The organism is Streptomyces cyaneofuscatus (genome assembly GCF_033109485.1).
GTDB classification, from domain to species: Bacteria; Actinomycetota; Actinomycetes; order Streptomycetales; family Streptomycetaceae; genus Streptomyces; species Streptomyces cyaneofuscatus.
This window is the reverse complement of record NZ_CP137002.1, coordinates 5,140,001-5,155,967: the sequence shown is the minus strand read 5'-3', so window position 1 is coordinate 5,155,967 and position 15,967 is coordinate 5,140,001. Positions and strand designations below refer to the sequence as shown.

The following is a 15,967-nucleotide window of genomic DNA, read 5'->3' as shown; positions in this document are numbered from 1 at the left end:
TCATCAGTCGTCCGCCAACGGCGTTTCACCGAACCCCGATTGGCTCGGAACGCCATGATTCCATGCCGGGCCGCCCGAGCGGTGATCCTGTGATCGCGCGCAGGTGCCCCTGGTGGCGTGAAAACGCTCCAGGGGCACCGGTGACGGTGTGGCGTCAGCCGCCGAGCGCACCACCCGCGCCGCCTGCCTCATCAGCGGCGAGCGGGTCGGTCCTCAGGTGGATGACGCCGTAGTCGTAGGCGTGCCGCCGGTAGACGACACTGGGCTCCTTCGTCTCGGAGTCGACGAACAAGTAGAAGTCGTGCCCGACCAGTTCCATCTCGTAGAGCGCCTGGTCGAGCGCCATGGGTGCGGCGGTGTGGGTCTTCTCGCGCATCACGAGAGGCCCTTCGCCCTGCACCTCGATCGATCCGACCTTCGTGGTCGGTACGGGCTCCGACGGCTGCTCGCCGACCAGTTCGCCGTCCTCGTCGAACGAGGCGACACCCGGCACCACGTCCCCGACCTCGGCGGCCGACAGACGGCCGTTGCCCCGGCGGCTGTAGCGCTTGTCGTGCTGCTTGCGCAGCCGGGCCTCCAGCTTGCCGGTGGCCAGGTCGAGCGCTGCGTAAGGGTCGCCCGCCGCCGCTTCCGCCCGGATGACCGGGCCGCGCGAACGGAGCGTGATCTCCACCCGGTCGGAACGGTCGGCCTGACGGGGATTCGGCTCCTTGGACACCTCGACGTCGAGGCTGATCACCTTGCCGTCGAACTTCTGGATCTTGTCCAGCTTCAGCTTTTCGGCCACGTGCTTGCGGAACCGCTCGGGCACCTCGGTCTTGCGGCCCTTGACGACGATGTCCACGCAGAACTCCGTTCCCGGATCGCCCCGCTTCGGCGGCGGGGCATCTCCCTTTTGCACCAGCCCCCGGTGATCCCCAGGGGCCTCGGACTCGGTGACTTTCGCCTCCTCCTCCCCCGTCGGAGAGGTCACTACCCCACCGGCTTCATCGCTTCCGGTCCATCGGTGAGTTACCTGCCCGAAACCTCACGGTGCATTCATCGAGGTTCGGCCTTCACCGCTCCTCACAACTGAACATAGCCTGCGCACCGGGGTATCGGCACCCGCTACCGGCACTTACCTCCGTTCAGGGGCTTTTGCCCTGCCATTACCTGCAACGATGCAAGTTCTCGGTCAGTTCCGGTTTATTTCGAAGGCGGACGGAGAAGCAGAGACGACCGCCGCCGCGCACACCCTGCGGCCGGAGGGTCTCCCGTCGCTCCCGAGCGCCTCGGTGACGGCCCGCGCCGCCTCGGCCAGCGTCGATCCCGTCGTCAACAGGTCGTCCACCAGGACCACCCTCCCGGGGGCGAGCAGCCGCGCTCCGCCTCCGGCCACTCCCAGCGCCCCGGCGAGATTCACCCGCCGCCGGTGGGCCCCGAGCCCCGACTGATCGGCGACCGCGCGGCGCTGCCGCAGCACCGGGATCACCCGGGCCGGCCGCCCCGTCTGGCGCAGCTCACCGGCGGCCGCCCGGGCGATCCGCAGCACCGGATCATGGCCGCGTGCCGCGGTCGCGGAGCGCGCGGAGGGGATGGGCACCAGCAGCAGGGGCCCCACGGCTCCCGTCTGCCCCGTCCCGGCCCGTACGGACGCCGCCAGGGCCCGTCCGAGGGGTCCGGCGAGCCCGAGTGCCCCGCGCTCCTTGTGGGCCAGCAGCACCGCGCGTACGGCGTTCTCGTAGGGCGCCACCGCGTGCACCGCCGGAAGCCCCGCGGGCCGGGGCGAGGGCCGCACCCTGCGGGCCTCCACCCCGTTCAGTGCGGCCCCGCACACCGGGCACAGCTCCGTACGCGGCCTGCCGCAGCCCGCACAGGCCACCGGCAGGACCAGTCCGGAGAACTCCCGCCACCAATCCCGCATGGATCCACCGTGCCCGGCCGCCGGGCAACGGTCCACCCCTGTGGAAAACCGCCGTGACGCGCCAGCCCCCGACCGGCACCGGCATCAGCCCGGGTAGACCAGCGAGGTGCCTTCCTCCAGCACCGTCTGCCAGTTGTCACCCGGCGAGAGCTTCACTATGCCGTCGCCCTCGGTCTCCGCCATGAGCGGGAGCAGCTCGTCGTCCGCCGCGGCGACCGCCTGGACCTGGTTCACCCCGGGCAGCACCCCGGAGGCCCCGGAGGACGGCGTGGAACCGTCCGCCTGCACGTACCGCACCTGCTGGACACCGCCCGCCTCCTTGCCGACCACCACGAGACGGCTGCGGCCCGACCAGGAGATCGCCGTGACGTCCGTGAGCTGGGGCGCGGCCTGGCGCAGGTCCTCGACCGAGAGCTCGGGCGCCTCGTCGGTCCCGCGCCGCTCGACCCGGCCGATCTTGAGCGTCGTATGCCCGTCCTCCGTCACCAGCAGGGCGATCCGCACCCCGTCGGCCGACAGCCGCAGCTCCTCGATCCGCCCGCCGTCCAGGCCCGGGACCCGGACCTCCTGCGGCTCGCCCTCACCCTCGACCAGCCGCAGCAGCCTCGGGCGCGCCCTGTCGCGGTCGGCGACCCACAGGTCACCCCGCCCGTCCCAGCTCGGCGAGGACAGCCGGTCGGCGGTCTTCTTGCCGGCGCTGGTCACCGCGGGAGCGGCCAGCTCACCTTCCTCGTCCAGGGACGCGACGTACAGGTTCTGCCCGGTGGCCGAGACCGCGGCGGCCCGCCGTTCGTCCCGGGCCACCCCGACGGCACCCATCGCGACCGTGCCGACGCCCAGCGGGCCGCGCACCACCTCGGGTGTGCCGTTGCCCTCCTGCGCGCCGGGGAGCCGCTGGAGGCGCCCCTTGGCGTCGATGAAGTACTGGCTGTCAGGCCCGTCGGAGCTGCTGTCGGAGGAGAACTTCGCCGCCTCGTCCGCGTCCAGCGCACAGAGCCGGCCACGCCCGCCCTCCAGCTCCACCTGCTCGACCCGCGCGGAGGTCAGATCCCGCAGGGTGAAGAGCACCTGGGCGGCCATCATCCGGCAGGCCGCCCGGCCCGCCTTGTCGGCCTTGCCGTTGAGCGGCACCTTCAGCACGTTCTGGTCGTCGGGGGCCAGCGCGACGACGTCCTTGCGCAGGGCGGTCCCGGTGGGGAACCGGGAGTCGACCACGGGCCGCAGCCAGTTCGTCGGCCCCTCCAGCAGCGTCCTGACCGTCTGCGTCGCCGTGCTCATCCGCGTGACCGGATCGGTGCCGGTACGTACGTAGACGGGGTCAGCGACGAGCGTCGGCTGTCCGGTCGTCCGCCCGGTGGCGTAGTAGTACTTGTTCACCGAGCGGTAGAGCCGCTTGAAGTCGGACTGCCCGAGGACCAGACCGTCCGGCACGGTGTCGATGCGCCACTCGGTCTTCCCGTCCGCCACCTTCTCCCGCACCAGGTGCAGCACCTGGGAGTAGTCGGTGGGGGCGAGCGGCTGGTAGGAGCTCTGGGCGTCGACCGCCGCCACCTTCTCGCCGGTCAGCGTGTAGGAGGTCTCGGAGTCCCGGCGCTCCTCGTCCTGGAGCGAGGGACCGCTGCGGTTGGGGGCCTGGGTGAGCACCGTGGTGCCCTCGCCCGGCTGCCAGGTATCGGCCGCGTCCTTGCTCAGGTACTTGCGCGTGGTCCGGAAACCGGGGTCGTCGCTGGTCATCGACTCCAGGAACCCGTCGACGATCTCGCTGGGCGCCGCGCCCTCACGGGGCTCGACCGCGTACACCTGCACCTGGGAGTCACCCGGCTGCGAGGCGTCGACCGCCTTGACGTCACCGGTCATCGGCATCGACCCGCAGCCGGCGAGGACGATGACGGAGCAGCCGAGCAGCGCGGACATCCGCACGCCGCGTCCGGGGCCACCACGACGGCGGTCAGTACCCACGAGTGGTGTCCTCCTGGTCGGAATGGGGCGCCGGGGAACCGGCACCGCCGGAACGCTCCGGTGCCGGGCGTGCCACCACCCGGGCCCCGTTGCCGGGCAGCGCCGCCGGGTGCACCGAGGCGGGGGCCGGGTGCGGAACCGTGGAGGAGCGGGCCGGCACGGGCAGCGGCGAGCGCTTCGCCGCACCGGACTGGTTCGGCACGGACACCAGCCGGTTGTCGCCCGCCGACGCCTCGTCGCGCTCCCGGCTCTCCCGGTTGCGCCGGGAGTCCTCGGGCTCCAGCGGTATCGGCGAACCGCGCAGCGGCTCGTCCGCCGTACGCGGCAGGGTCAGCCGGAACTGGGAGCCGCCGCCCGGCTCGCCCCACGCCTGGAGCCAGCCGCCGTGCAGCCGGGCGTCCTCGACGGCGATGGAGAGTCCGAGGCCGGTCCCGCCGGTCGTCCGGGCCCGCGCCGGGTCGGCGCGCCAGAACCGGTTGAAGACGCGGGTCGCCTCGCCGGGCTTGAGCCCGACCCCGTAGTCCCGTACGGCCACGGCGACGGCGCCCTGGGCCACGCCCATCCGCACGATGACGTCCCGGCCCTCGCCGTGCTCGACGGCGTTGACCACGAGGTTGCGCAGCACCCGCTCGACGCGCCGGGCATCGGCCTCGGCGATCACCGGCTGGTCGTCGCCGATGACCAGGATCCGGCTGCCCTTGCGCTCGGCGAGCGGTTCGGCACCGCCGATCACCCGGTGCACCACGGTCCGCAGGTCTATCGGCTCGGCCTCCAGCGCGGCCGCGCCCGCGTCGAACCGGCTGATCTCCAGCAGGTCCGAGAGCAGCGACTCGAAGCGGTCGAGCTGGTCGCCGAGCAGCTCGGCGGAGCGCGCGGTGACCGGATCGAAGTCGGCACGCGCCTCATGGATGACGTCGGCGGCCATCCGTACGGTCGTGAGCGGGGTCCGCAGCTCGTGGGAGACATCGGAGACGAAACGCCGCTGCATCCGGGAGAGCTCCTCCAGCTGCTGGATCTTCAGCTGAAGGTTCTGCGCCATCTTGTTGAAGGCCTCACCGAGCCGGGCGATGTCGTCCTCGCCGGTGACCTTCATGCGTTCCTGGAGCTTCCCGGCGGAGAGCCGCTCGGCGATACCGGCCGCCATCCGCACCGGTGTGACGACCTGCCGCACCACGAACCAGGCGATGGCTCCGAGCAGCACGACGACGAAGAGTCCGGCGGTCGCCAGGGTCGTCTTGACCAGTGTCAGGGACTTCTCCTCCTGCGTGAGCGGGAAGAGGTAGTAGAGCTCGTAGGCCTGCTGGTCGATGTCGTAGAGCCGCTTGCCCACGACGAGGCCCGGCTGGGACTCGTTGCCGTTGGAGTAGCGGATCAGGGAGTACGTCTGGAAGGCGCCCTGCCCCTTGCCCACGTCCTGGCGCAGGCGCTCGGGCACGCTGGCGGCCTCGACGCTGCCCGAACCACGCGGGGCACGGCTGCCCGCCCCCTCGCCCACCGAGTCCGCGCTGAGCGCGACCACGTTGAAGGCGTTCTTCCCGCCACTGGCCAGCTGGTCGACGAGCTCGGTGCGCCACGAGGTGTTGGCGGTCATCCCGTCGGGCCCCTCGGTGCCCTGTCCGCCCGGCGCCAGGGAAGCGTTCGCCTTCTCCTGGGCCGCGGCGAAACCACCGGCGGCCTGGGTCTGGGCGGCCTTGCCCTTCGCGTCGAGCAGACCGTTGCGGACCTGCCCGATCACGACGAAGCCGAGCAGCAGCACCACGCCGATCGACATCAGCAGCGTGCCCGCGACGACGCGGAGCTGCAGATTGCGGCGCCACAACCGCACGGCGGGCAGCAACGGACGGCGGACCCACCGCATCAGCAGACGCGGTACGGGCCCGCCGGGCGTCCGGTCCTGGAACAACCGGCCGCCCTGCAGGAAACGGCTCATACGAGAAGCCTTCCGTCCCGGACCGGCAGCCCGCTCCGCACGGACTCCCGGCTCCCCGGGGTTCGGAGCAGCGCTGCCCTCGGCCATATCAGCTCGGCCCGGCCTTGTAACCGACCCCTCGGACGGTCACGACGATCTCCGGCCGCTCCGGGTCCTTCTCGACCTTGGAGCGCAGCCGCTGGACGTGCACGTTCACCAGCCGGGTGTCGGCCGCGTGCCGGTAGCCCCAGACCTGCTCCAGCAGGACCTCACGGGTGAAGACCTGCCACGGCTTGCGGGCGAGGGCGACCAGCAGGTCGAACTCCAGCGGCGTCAGGGCGATGGACTGCCCCTCCCGCTTCACGGAGTGACCAGCCACGTCGATGACCAGGTCACCGATGGTCAACTGCTCCGGCGCGGGCTCTTCGGACCGCCGCAGGCGGGCCCTGATCCGGGCGACCAACTCCTTAGGTTTGAACGGCTTGACGATGTAGTCGTCGGCCCCTGATTCCAGGCCGACCACGACATCGACGGTGTCGCTCTTGGCAGTGAGCATGACGATCGGCACACCGGACTCGGCCCTGATCAGCCTGCACACCTCGATGCCGTCCCTTCCGGGCAGCATGAGGTCGAGCAGCACCAGGTCCGGCTTGGCCTCACGAAATGCGGCCAGTGCCTTGTCGCCGTCCGCTACGAACGACGGCTCGAAACCTTCTCCACGCAGCACAATCCCGAGCATCTCGGCCAGTGCGGTGTCGTCGTCGACGACAAGGACGCGTCCCTTCATAATCGACATCATCCCATTAGCTAATCGTTACCTGCGATGACCTGGCACACAGCTCTGCCAGTCCGACCCCCGTGACCGGGGAAATGACGCCCTCCTCGGTGACGATCGCCGTGATCAATTCGGACGGCGTGATGTCGAAAGCCGGGTTGTACACCGGGGCCCCGAGGGGTGCGACGACCTTCCCACCCCCGGCGCCCTCCGATGCGCCTCCTGGCGATGTGACCTCCGTCACTTCTTGCCCGGAACGCTGCTCGACGATGATCGATGTGCCTTCGGCCGTCTCCATGTCCACGGTCGTCGTCGGCGCCACCACGATGAACGGCACATGGTGGTACTTCGCGAGCACAGCCAACGGATAGCTCCCCACTTTGTTGGCCACCGAGCCGTCTGCGGCAATGCGGTCCGCCCCGATGAGTACGGCATCCACCTCCCCCGCGGCGAACAGGGAGCCCGCCGCACTGTCCGTGAGCAGGCTGTACGCCATCCCGTTGCGCGCCGCCTCGTACGCCGTCAGCCTCGCCCCCTGGAGCAGCGGCCGGGTCTCGTCCACCCAGAGCCGGCGCAGCCGCCCCTGCCGGTGCACCCGCAGAGCCACCGCGAACGCCGTCCCCTCGCCCCCGGAGACCAGCGCCCCGGTGTTGCAGTGGGTCAGCAGCTGATAGCCCTGCCCCGGCAGCAGCTCCTCCAGCAGCGCCGTCCCGTACTCCGCCATCCGCTCGCTGGCCCGGGCGTCCTCCCGGTGCAGCGCCCGGGCCTCGGCCAAGGCCACAGCCGCGGCCTCGGCGACCCCCGCCCCCCTCTCGGCGGCCGCCCAGTAGGCCGTGGCCACCCGTCGCACCCCGTAACCGAGATTCACCGCGGTGGGCCGCGCCCCCTCCAGCAGCCCGGCCGCCTCCGCCACGTCGTAGCCCCGCGCCGCCGCGAGCGCCACCCCGTACCCCCCGGCGATCCCGAGCAGCGGTGCCCCCCGTACCGCCAGCGCCCGGATCGCCCGCACCAGCGCGGGCACATCCGTACAGACCAGCTCGACCTCCTCCGCGGGCAGCCGCGTCTGGTCGAGGAGCACCAGTACGGGACCTTCCGGAAGCTCGTCCCAACGAAGTACGGAAAGCGCGGAAGGCTCGCTGCCCACCGGCGTTTGCACGTCCTGATCAGCCATCCACCCAGTCTGCCCGGTGAGCCGCCCACAAATGAAGGCACGAAGGAGAGAAGGCTCCCGGCCCGCACCGCACCGGCCCGTGGCACGATGGCTGCCAACCTGCCGCCCCGATGAGCGGACAGGACGGTGAAGGAGCGAGAATGAACGACTCTCCGGGCTGGGCGACGCCCGGATCTGCCCCCTCGGACGGCCAGGAGGCGGCCATTCCCCGCCCCTCCGCCCCCCAGGACGGAGGCGCACCGACGGGACAGTGGTCCCCCGAGCAGCCGCCTCCCGGGCAGTGGTCCCCGCCGAGCAACCCCGGCAACCGCCCGCCCGCCCCCGGCTGGGGCGGCGGTCCGCAGCGACCGGACTGGGGCATGAGGCCACCGGCGGCGAAGCCCGGCGTCATCCCGCTGCGCCCCCTGGGCCTCGGCGAAATCCTCGACGGCTCGGTCTCGGCCCTGCGCGCCCACTGGCGCACGGCACTCGGCTTCAGCCTCGCGGTCTCCGTGGTCGTCCAGATCGCCGTCACCCTCATGCAGCGCTACCTCCTGCCCAAGCCGACCACCGTCGACCCGAACGCCGAGGGCACCGAAGCCCTTCGCCAGGCCTCCGAATCCGCCCGGACAACGCTGCTCTCCCTCGCCCCGGCGTCCCTCCTCACGATGATCGCCACGCTCTTCACCGCGTCCATCGTCACCGTGGTGATCAGCCGCTCGGTACTGGGCCGCCCCGTCACGCTCTCCGACGCCTGGGCCGAAGCCCGTCCGCGGATCCTCCCCCTGATCGGGCTGACCCTGCTGGTGGCCCTGATCGCCGCCACGGTCATGACCGTCGGTGTCGGTCCCGGACTGCTGGTGGGCGCCGAGGCCGGCGCGGCGCTGGCGCTCCTCGGCTTCACCGCCGCCTGCGTCGTGATCCTCTGGCTCCAGGTCAGCCTCGCCCTCGCCGCCCCCGCCCTGATGCTCGAACGGCAGGGCATCCTTGCCGCGCTGCGCAGGTCGGCGAAGCTGGTCCGCGGTGCCTGGTGGCGCACGTTCGGCATCCTCGCGCTGACCTACCTGCTCGTCTTCCTGGTGAGCTTCCTCGTCTCCATCCCCTTCGGCGTCGTCGGGGTCATCGCCGACGGGACCGACATCAGCGAGTTCTTCGAAAGCGGCGGTCCCTCCCTCGGCTGGCCCTTCCTGATCATCACGGGCATCGGCGAAGTGGTCGTCTCCACGCTGCTGTACCCCTTCGTCGCCGGTGTGATGGCACTGCTCTACGTGGACCAGCGCATCCGCCGCGAGGCGCTCGACCTCGACCTCGCCCGGGCCGCAGGCCTCCCCGGCCACGACGCCGACACCCCCAGGAGCTGATGCGGTGTCGGGGGCGGGGGGCACCGCAGCAGCACGGCAGGCGACCGGCGCGGGGGACATACCCGTGGACACTCCACGTGTCCCCGCCCGGGAGGCGGCTGAGAGCGAGCTGTCGAAGCCGATGTACCACGAGAACGATCCGAACATTCTCCAACGCGGCCTGAACCGCTTCTGGGACTGGGTCGCCGGCGTGTTCGACGCCGCTGCGGGCGCCGCCCCCGGCGGCCCGGCCGGGCTCGCCGTCCTGGCCCTCATCCTCATCGGCCTAGCCGCCGCCCTCTGGTGGCGGCTAGGCACCCCCCAACGCTCCTCCCGGACCCCGGACGCCCTCTTCGAGAGCGACGGCCCCCGCAGTGCCGCCCAGCACCGTGCCGCAGCCGACGCGCACGCCGCCGCTCTCCGCTGGACCGAAGCCGTCCAGGAACGCATGCGGGCCATCGTCCGGTCGCTGGAGGAACGCGCCCTGCTCGACCCCCGCCCCGGCCGCACGGCCGACGAAGCCGCGACGGAAGCGGGCCGCGCCCTGCCCGGCCACGCCACCCGGCTGCGCTCCGCCGCCCGGGACTTCGACGACGTCACATACGGCGGCCGCACCGCGGGCCAACCCACATACCTGGCCCTGCGCACCCTGGACACCGAACTCGACGAGGCGAAGCCCGTACTGCCCGGAGCCTCCCGAGGAGCCGCCGGATGACCACGGCCACCGCCCCTTCCCCCACCTCGACGGCGCCCACCCCGCACCAGGTCTGGAAGCGCGCACGAGGACTGCTGATCGCCCTGCTCATCCTCGTGATCGCAGGCGTCACGTTCGCCGCCGTCCGCTCCGGCACCAACTACGGGCACCTCGACCCCCGCTCCGCCGACGCGAAGGGCAGCCGCGCCGCAGCCGAGCTCCTCAAGGCACGCGGAATATCCGTCACCGTGGCGACGACCCTCGACGAAGCCACCACCGCGGCAGGACCCGACACCACCCTCCTGGTCACCGGCCCCAACCTCCTCACCCCCGCACAACAGCGCCGGCTCCACGAGGCAACCAGCGCCTCCACCGGCCGCACCGTCCTGATCGCCCCGGGCCCGGCAGCCGCGTCTCGCCTCTCCCCCGGCGTACGCACCGAGCCCCACCGCCTGGTGATCCCCCTTCCCCCGTCGTGCGCCTTCCCCGCCGCCCGCAGCGCCGGAACAGCGGACATGGGCGGCGTCCGCTACACGGCACCGGACTCCACCGCCACCGCCTGCTACCCCAGCGACGGCACCCCCAGCCTGCTGATCCTCAAGGGCCGCGGAGACAGTGACACCGTCCTCCTCGGCTCCCCCGACTTCCTCCACAACGAGCGTCTCGACCAACAGGGAAACGCCTCTCTCGCCCTGCAACTCCTCGGTTCGCGACCCCATCTCGTCTGGTACCTCCCCTCTCTGGCCGATCCGTCCGCCACCAGCGACGACGGCTCCCCCGACAACAACAACGACACCAACGGCGGCGGCAACGGCGGGGAGGCTGCGGGCGAGGAGAGCGACTTCCTCGACCTGATCCCCTCCGGCTGGCTCTGGGGAACGCTCCAACTCACGCTCGCCGCAGTCCTCGCCGCGATCTGGCGAGGCCGCCGCCTCGGCCCCCTGGTCGTGGAGCGGCTGCCGGTCTCCATCCGCGCATCGGAGTCCGCCGAAGGCCGCGCCGGCCTCTACCGCAAGGCCAACGCCCGTGAACGAGCAGCCGAATCACTCCGGGCCGCCGCCCGGACCCGCATCGCCCGCCTCGCTGGCGTAACCGCCCGCGAGGCGCACACCTCCGACGTTCTCCTCCCTGCCGTGTCCGCCCGCACCACCACCACTGGCGACGACCTGAGCACCCTGCTCTTCGGCCCGGCCCCCGCCGACGACGCGGCCCTTGTCCTGCTGGCCGAGCACCTCGACGCCCTCGAAAGAGAGGTACGCACTTCATGAGCGCCCCGACCCCCGAGCCGACCGACCCCACAGCGGTCCCCGCGACCCCTGCGGCTCCGGAGCCCGCCGACGGCGCCCGCGCGTCCTTGGAAGCCCTCCGCTCCGAGATCGCCAAGGCCGTGGTCGGCCAGGACCCGGCTGTCACCGGACTCGTCGTCGCGCTGCTCTGCCGCGGACACGTACTTCTCGAAGGCGTCCCCGGCGTCGCCAAGACCCTCCTGGTCCGGGCCCTCGCCGCCTCGCTCGAACTCGACACCAAGCGCGTCCAGTTCACCCCCGATCTGATGCCGAGCGACGTGACCGGCTCCCTCGTCTACGACGCCCGTACCGCCGAGTTCTCCTTCCAGCCCGGCCCGGTCTTCACCAATCTGCTGCTCGCCGACGAGATCAACCGCACCCCTCCCAAAACGCAGGCCTCCCTCCTGGAAGCGATGGAAGAGCGTCAGGTCACCGTCGACGGCACCCCCCGCCCGCTGCCGGACCCCTTCCTCGTCGCCGCGACCCAGAACCCTGTCGAATACGAGGGCACCTACCCGCTGCCGGAAGCCCAGCTGGACCGCTTCCTGCTCAAGCTGACCGTGCCTCTGCCCTCCCGCCAGGACGAGATCAACGTCCTCACCCGTCACGCCGACGGCTTCAACCCCCGCGACCTCAAGGCAGCAGGCATACGGCCCGTCGCAGGCCCCGCCGATCTGGAAGCGGCCCGCGCGGCCGTCGCGAAGACCACGGTCTCCCCCGAGATCGCCGGCTATGTGGTGGATATCTGTCGTGCCACGCGCGAATCCCCCTCGCTCGCTCTGGGCGTCTCCCCCCGAGGCGCCACCGCACTGCTCTCGACCGCACGCGCCTGGGCCTGGCTCACCGGCCGGGACTACGTCACCCCGGACGACGTGAAGGCCTTGGCGCTCCCCACACTCCGTCATCGCATCCACCTGCGGCCCGAGGCAGAAATGGAGGGAGTCACCCCCGACTCCGTCATCACCTCGGTGCTCGCCCACGTCCCCGTACCCCGATGAGGCGGTGACCATGGCCCTCACCGGACGTACCGCACTGCTGGCCGCGCTGGGATCACTCCCCGTAGGCATCCTCGCTCCGAGCTGGACCGGGATGCTCGCGGTCAATGCACCGCTCTCACTAGCGATTCTGTGCGACTACGCCCTGGCAGCGCCAGTGCGAACGCTCCGATTCACCCGATCCGGTGATACATCTGTTCGACTTGGTGACGCGGCCGATGTGCAACTCACCGTGACCAACAGCTCGCGGCGGCGGCTCCGGGCCCAGCTCCGCGATGCCTGGCCGCCGAGCAGCTGGCCCACCGGCACCGAACAGGCCGCGTCCCGCCACACATTGACGGTCCCTCCCGGCGAACAGCGGCGCCTGACCACCGTTCTGCGCCCCACCCGCCGCGGCGACCGCCAAGCCGAGCGCATCACGGTCCGCTCGTACGGCCCGCTCGGCCTCGCCGCCCGCCAGGGCAACCACCGCGTCCCCTGGACCGTGCGGGTGCTGCCCCCGTTCACCAGCCGGAAGCACCTGCCGTCCAGGCTCGCCCGCCTCCGCGAACTCGACGGCCGCACCAGCGTTCTGACGCGGGGCGAGGGCACGGAGTTCGACAGCCTGCGGGCGTATGTGCCGGGAGACGACACCCGTTCCATCGACTGGCGGGCAACGGCACGCCAGTCGGCCGTCGCGGTCCGAACATGGCGCCCCGAGCGCGACCGCCACATCCTCATCGTCCTGGACACCGGGCGCACCTCCGCAGGCCGCGTGGGCGACGTCCCCCGCCTCGATGCGGCGATGGACGCCACCCTGCTCCTCACCGCGCTCGCGACGCGCGCCGGCGATCGCGTGGACCTCCTCGCCTACGACCGCCGTGTCCGAGCCCGTGTACAGGGCCGGACCTCCGCAGGCGACGTCCTGGCGACGGTCGTCGACACCCTCGCCTCACTGGAGCCCGAGCTCGTCGAGACGGACGCCAGGGGTCTCAGCACCGCAGCACTCTCCGCCGCCCCCCGCGGCTCCCTGATCGTTCTCCTGACATCCCTGGAGGCCGCGCCTACCGAAGAGGGCCTCCTCCCGCTGCTCCCTCAGCTCACCCAGCGCCACACGGTTCTGCTGGCCGCCGTGTCCGATCCACGGATCGAGGAGATGGCGAAGGCCCGGGGAACGGTGGACGCGGTGTACGACGCCGCCGCCGGCACCCAGGCCCAGGCAGAACGCCGCAGCACGGCGGAGAAACTCCAGCGCCATGGCGTCGTCGTCGTGGACGCCACCCCGGACACCATCGCCCCCGCCCTCGCCGACGCCTATCTGGCCCTCAAGGCCGCAGGCCGCCTCTGAGGCTCTTCGAGGTCGGCCTCTGGTGAGCGAATGGACCACGCTTGTCACTCGCTCACCAGAGGCCCAAGGCTTCGGACATCTCCAGAACGCAGAAAAGCCCCGCACCACAAGGGTGCGGGGCTTTCCCACAAAAATTGTTCGGCGGCGTCCTACTCTCCCACAGGGTCCCCCCTGCAGTACCATCGGCGCTGAAAGGCTTAGCTTCCGGGTTCGGAATGTAACCGGGCGTTTCCCTAACGCAATGACCACCGAAACACTATGAAATTCTGAACAACCGGTGCAATCACAGCTGTTCGTTATTTCAGAACTAACACAGTGGACGCGAGCAACTGAGGACAAGCCCTCGGCCTATTAGTACCAGTCAGCTCCACCCCTTACAGGGCTTCCACATCTGGCCTATCAACCCAGTCGTCTACTGGGAGCCTTAACCAATCAAGTTGGTGGGAATACTCATCTCGAAGCAGGCTTCCCGCTTAGATGCTTTCAGCGGTTATCCTTTCCGAACGTAGCCAACCAGCCATGCCCTTGGCAGGACAACTGGCACACCAGAGGTTCGTCCGTCCCGGTCCTCTCGTACTAGGGACAGCCCTTCTCAATATTCCTACGCGCGCAGCGGATAGGGACCGAACTGTCTCACGACGTTCTAAACCCAGCTCGCGTACCGCTTTAATGGGCGAACAGCCCAACCCTTGGGACCGACTCCAGCCCCAGGATGCGACGAGCCGACATCGAGGTGCCAAACCATCCCGTCGATATGGACTCTTGGGGAAGATCAGCCTGTTATCCCCGGGGTACCTTTTATCCGTTGAGCGACAGCGCTTCCACAAGCCACTGCCGGATCACTAGTCCCGACTTTCGTCCCTGCTCGACCCGTCGGTCTCACAGTCAAGCTCCCTTGTGCACTTACACTCAACACCTGATTGCCAACCAGGCTGAGGGAACCTTTGGGCGCCTCCGTTACTCTTTAGGAGGCAACCGCCCCAGTTAAACTACCCATCAGACACTGTCCCTGATCCGGATCACGGACCCAGGTTAGACATCCAGCACGACCAGAGTGGTATTTCAACGACGACTCCACAACCACTGGCGTGGCCGCTTCAAAGTCTCCCACCTATCCTACACAAGCCGAACCGAACACCAATATCAAACTATAGTAAAGGTCCCGGGGTCTTTCCGTCCTGCTGCGCGAAACGAGCATCTTTACTCGTAGTGCAATTTCACCGGGCCTATGGTTGAGACAGTCGAGAAGTCGTTACGCCATTCGTGCAGGTCGGAACTTACCCGACAAGGAATTTCGCTACCTTAGGATGGTTATAGTTACCACCGCCGTTTACTGGCGCTTAAGTTCTCAGCTTCGCACACCCGAAAGTGCACTAACCGGTCCCCTTAACGTTCCAGCACCGGGCAGGCGTCAGTCCGTATACATCGCCTTACGGCTTCGCACGGACCTGTGTTTTTAGTAAACAGTCGCTTCTCGCTGGTCTCTGCGGCCACCCCCAGCTCACCGAGTAAATCGGATCACCAGTGATGGCCCCCCCCCCCCCCCCCCCCGGGGGCATTTTGCCGAGTTCCTTAACCATAGTTCACCCGAACGCCTCGGTATTCTCTACCTGACCACCTGAGTCGGTTTAGGGTACGGGCCGCCATGAAACTCGCTAGAGGCTTTTCTCGACAGCATAGGATCATCCACTTCACCACAATCGGCTCGGCATCAGGTCTCAGACTTATATGCACGACGGATTTGCCTACCGTGCGTCCTACACCCTTACCCCGGGACAACCACCGCCCGGGCTGGACTACCTTCCTGCGTCACCCCATCGCTTACCTACTACAAGTCTGGTTCATCGGCTCCACCACTACCCTCAACTCCGAAGAGATCGGGCCGGCTTCACGGACTTAGCATCGCCTGATTCAGTACTGGGCGTTTCAAAGCGGGTACCGGAATATCAACCGGTTGTCCATCGACTACGCCTGTCGGCCTCGCCTTAGGTCCCGACTTACCCTGGGCAGATCAGCTTGACCCAGGAACCCTTAGTCAATCGGCGCACACGTTTCTCACGTGTGTATCGCTACTCATGCCTGCATTCTCACTCGTGAACCGTCCACAACTCGCTTCCGCGGCTGCTTCACCCGGCACACGACGCTCCCCTACCCATCCATACTCCCGTTGGGGATATGTGTATGAATGACACGACTTCGGCGGTACGCTTGAGCCCCGCTACATTGTCGGCGCGGAATCACTTGACCAGTGAGCTATTACGCACTCTTTCAAGGGTGGCTGCTTCTAAGCCAACCTCCTGGTTGTCTCTGCGACTCCACATCCTTTCCCACTTAGCGTACGCTTAGGGGCCTTAGTCGATGCTCTGGGCTGTTTCCCTCTCGACCATGGAGCTTATCCCCCACAGTCTCACTGCCGCGCTCTCACTTACCGGCATTCGGAGTTTGGCTAAGGTCAGTAACCCGGTAGGGCCCATCGCCTATCCAGTGCTCTACCTCCGGCAAGAAACACACGACGCTGCACCTAAATGCATTTCGGGGAGAACCAGCTATCACGGAGTTTGATTGGCCTTTCACCCCTAACCACAGGTCATCCCCCAGGTTTTCAACCCTGGTGGGTTCGGTCCTCCAC

The 15,967-nt window shown here is 69.2% G+C and carries 11 protein-coding genes and 2 rRNA genes (1 of these 13 only partly in view); 5 read left to right on the top strand and 8 right to left on the bottom strand.

Going from position 1 to position 15,967, the window contains the following annotated elements; all coding sequences use genetic code 11:
- Window positions 1-154: 154 nt before the first annotated feature.
- From hpf to mtnA, 6 genes are all read right to left on the bottom strand, one after another.
- Window positions 155-844, bottom strand: coding sequence for a ribosome hibernation-promoting factor, HPF/YfiA family (gene hpf, locus R2B67_RS22760; protein WP_018512285.1), 690 nt, complete (start codon window positions 842-844; stop codon window positions 155-157).
- A gap of 330 nt (window positions 845-1,174) precedes the next feature.
- Window positions 1,175-1,903 (bottom strand): ComF family protein, encoded by a 729-nt coding sequence (locus R2B67_RS22755; RefSeq protein WP_317820638.1) that lies wholly within the window; start codon window positions 1,901-1,903, stop codon window positions 1,175-1,177.
- A gap of 84 nt (window positions 1,904-1,987) precedes the next feature.
- Window positions 1,988-3,817 carry an LpqB family beta-propeller domain-containing protein gene (locus R2B67_RS22750; RefSeq protein WP_317824937.1) on the bottom strand — a complete coding sequence of 610 codons (1,830 nt, stop codon included), beginning with the start codon at window positions 3,815-3,817 and terminating at the stop codon, window positions 1,988-1,990.
- A 34-nt stretch (window positions 3,818-3,851) separates the two neighbouring features.
- Window positions 3,852-5,879, bottom strand: a complete 2,028-nt coding sequence (mtrB, locus tag R2B67_RS22745; RefSeq protein WP_043185134.1) for an MtrAB system histidine kinase MtrB — start codon at window positions 5,877-5,879, stop codon at window positions 3,852-3,854.
- Between the two features lies 1 nt (window position 5,880).
- Window positions 5,881-6,570 carry a two-component system response regulator MtrA gene (gene mtrA / locus R2B67_RS22740; protein WP_007448372.1) on the bottom strand — a complete coding sequence of 230 codons (690 nt, stop codon included), beginning with the start codon at window positions 6,568-6,570 and terminating at the stop codon, window positions 5,881-5,883.
- A 4-nt stretch (window positions 6,571-6,574) separates the two neighbouring features.
- Window positions 6,575-7,717 carry an S-methyl-5-thioribose-1-phosphate isomerase gene (mtnA, locus tag R2B67_RS22735; protein WP_317820634.1) on the bottom strand — a complete coding sequence of 381 codons (1,143 nt, stop codon included), beginning with the start codon at window positions 7,715-7,717 and terminating at the stop codon, window positions 6,575-6,577.
- 140 nt (window positions 7,718-7,857) lie between these two features.
- Here mtnA and R2B67_RS22730 point away from each other — a divergent pair, with 140 nt between their 5' ends.
- Genes R2B67_RS22730 through R2B67_RS22710 form a run of 5 tightly spaced genes read left to right on the top strand, consistent with a single transcriptional unit; the run spans window position 7,858 to window position 13,338 of the window.
- Window positions 7,858-9,057, top strand: a complete 1,200-nt coding sequence (locus tag R2B67_RS22730; RefSeq protein WP_317820633.1) for a DUF7847 domain-containing protein — start codon at window positions 7,858-7,860, stop codon at window positions 9,055-9,057.
- Between the two features lie 4 nt (window positions 9,058-9,061).
- Window positions 9,062-9,751 (top strand): DUF4129 domain-containing protein, encoded by a 690-nt coding sequence (locus tag R2B67_RS22725; protein ID WP_317820632.1) that lies wholly within the window; start codon window positions 9,062-9,064, stop codon window positions 9,749-9,751.
- Entirely contained in the window at window positions 9,748-10,998 is a 1,251-nt protein-coding gene (locus R2B67_RS22720) for a DUF4350 domain-containing protein (RefSeq protein WP_317820631.1), read from the top strand. Before R2B67_RS22725 ends, R2B67_RS22720 begins: the two co-directional genes overlap by 4 nt.
- A complete protein-coding gene (locus R2B67_RS22715) occupies window positions 10,995-12,014 on the top strand; it encodes an AAA family ATPase (protein WP_317820630.1) in 1,020 nt (339 codons plus the stop codon). The genes R2B67_RS22720 and R2B67_RS22715 overlap by 4 nt, the downstream gene beginning before the upstream one ends.
- 10 nt (window positions 12,015-12,024) lie before the next feature.
- Window positions 12,025-13,338, top strand: coding sequence for a DUF58 domain-containing protein (locus R2B67_RS22710; protein ID WP_317820628.1), 1,314 nt, complete (start codon window positions 12,025-12,027; stop codon window positions 13,336-13,338).
- A 136-nt stretch (window positions 13,339-13,474) separates the two neighbouring features.
- On the opposite strand, the gene rrf is transcribed toward R2B67_RS22710, so the two are convergent.
- A 5S ribosomal RNA gene (rrf, locus tag R2B67_RS22705) occupies window positions 13,475-13,591 on the bottom strand.
- A gap of 78 nt (window positions 13,592-13,669) precedes the next feature.
- Window positions 13,670-15,967 (bottom strand): 23S ribosomal RNA (locus R2B67_RS22700); it runs 827 nt beyond the window's last position.

Coding starts and splice junctions, on each gene's coding strand:
- R2B67_RS22755 (WP_317820638.1), bottom strand. CDS start 1,903: ATGCGGGATTGGTGGCGGGAGTTCTCCGGACTGGTCCTGCCGGTGGCC.
- R2B67_RS22750 (WP_317824937.1), bottom strand. CDS start 3,817: ATGTCCGCGCTGCTCGGCTGCTCCGTCATCGTCCTCGCCGGCTGCGGG.
- mtrB (WP_043185134.1), bottom strand. CDS start 5,879: ATGGCCGAGGGCAGCGCTGCTCCGAACCCCGGGGAGCCGGGAGTCCGT.
- mtrA (WP_007448372.1), bottom strand. CDS start 6,570: ATGATGTCGATTATGAAGGGACGCGTCCTTGTCGTCGACGACGACACC.
- mtnA (WP_317820634.1), bottom strand. CDS start 7,717: ATGGCTGATCAGGACGTGCAAACGCCGGTGGGCAGCGAGCCTTCCGCG.
- R2B67_RS22730 (WP_317820633.1), top strand. CDS start 7,858: ATGAACGACTCTCCGGGCTGGGCGACGCCCGGATCTGCCCCCTCGGAC.
- R2B67_RS22720 (WP_317820631.1), top strand. CDS start 9,748: ATGACCACGGCCACCGCCCCTTCCCCCACCTCGACGGCGCCCACCCCG.
- R2B67_RS22715 (WP_317820630.1), top strand. CDS start 10,995: ATGAGCGCCCCGACCCCCGAGCCGACCGACCCCACAGCGGTCCCCGCG.
- R2B67_RS22710 (WP_317820628.1), top strand. CDS start 12,025: ATGGCCCTCACCGGACGTACCGCACTGCTGGCCGCGCTGGGATCACTC.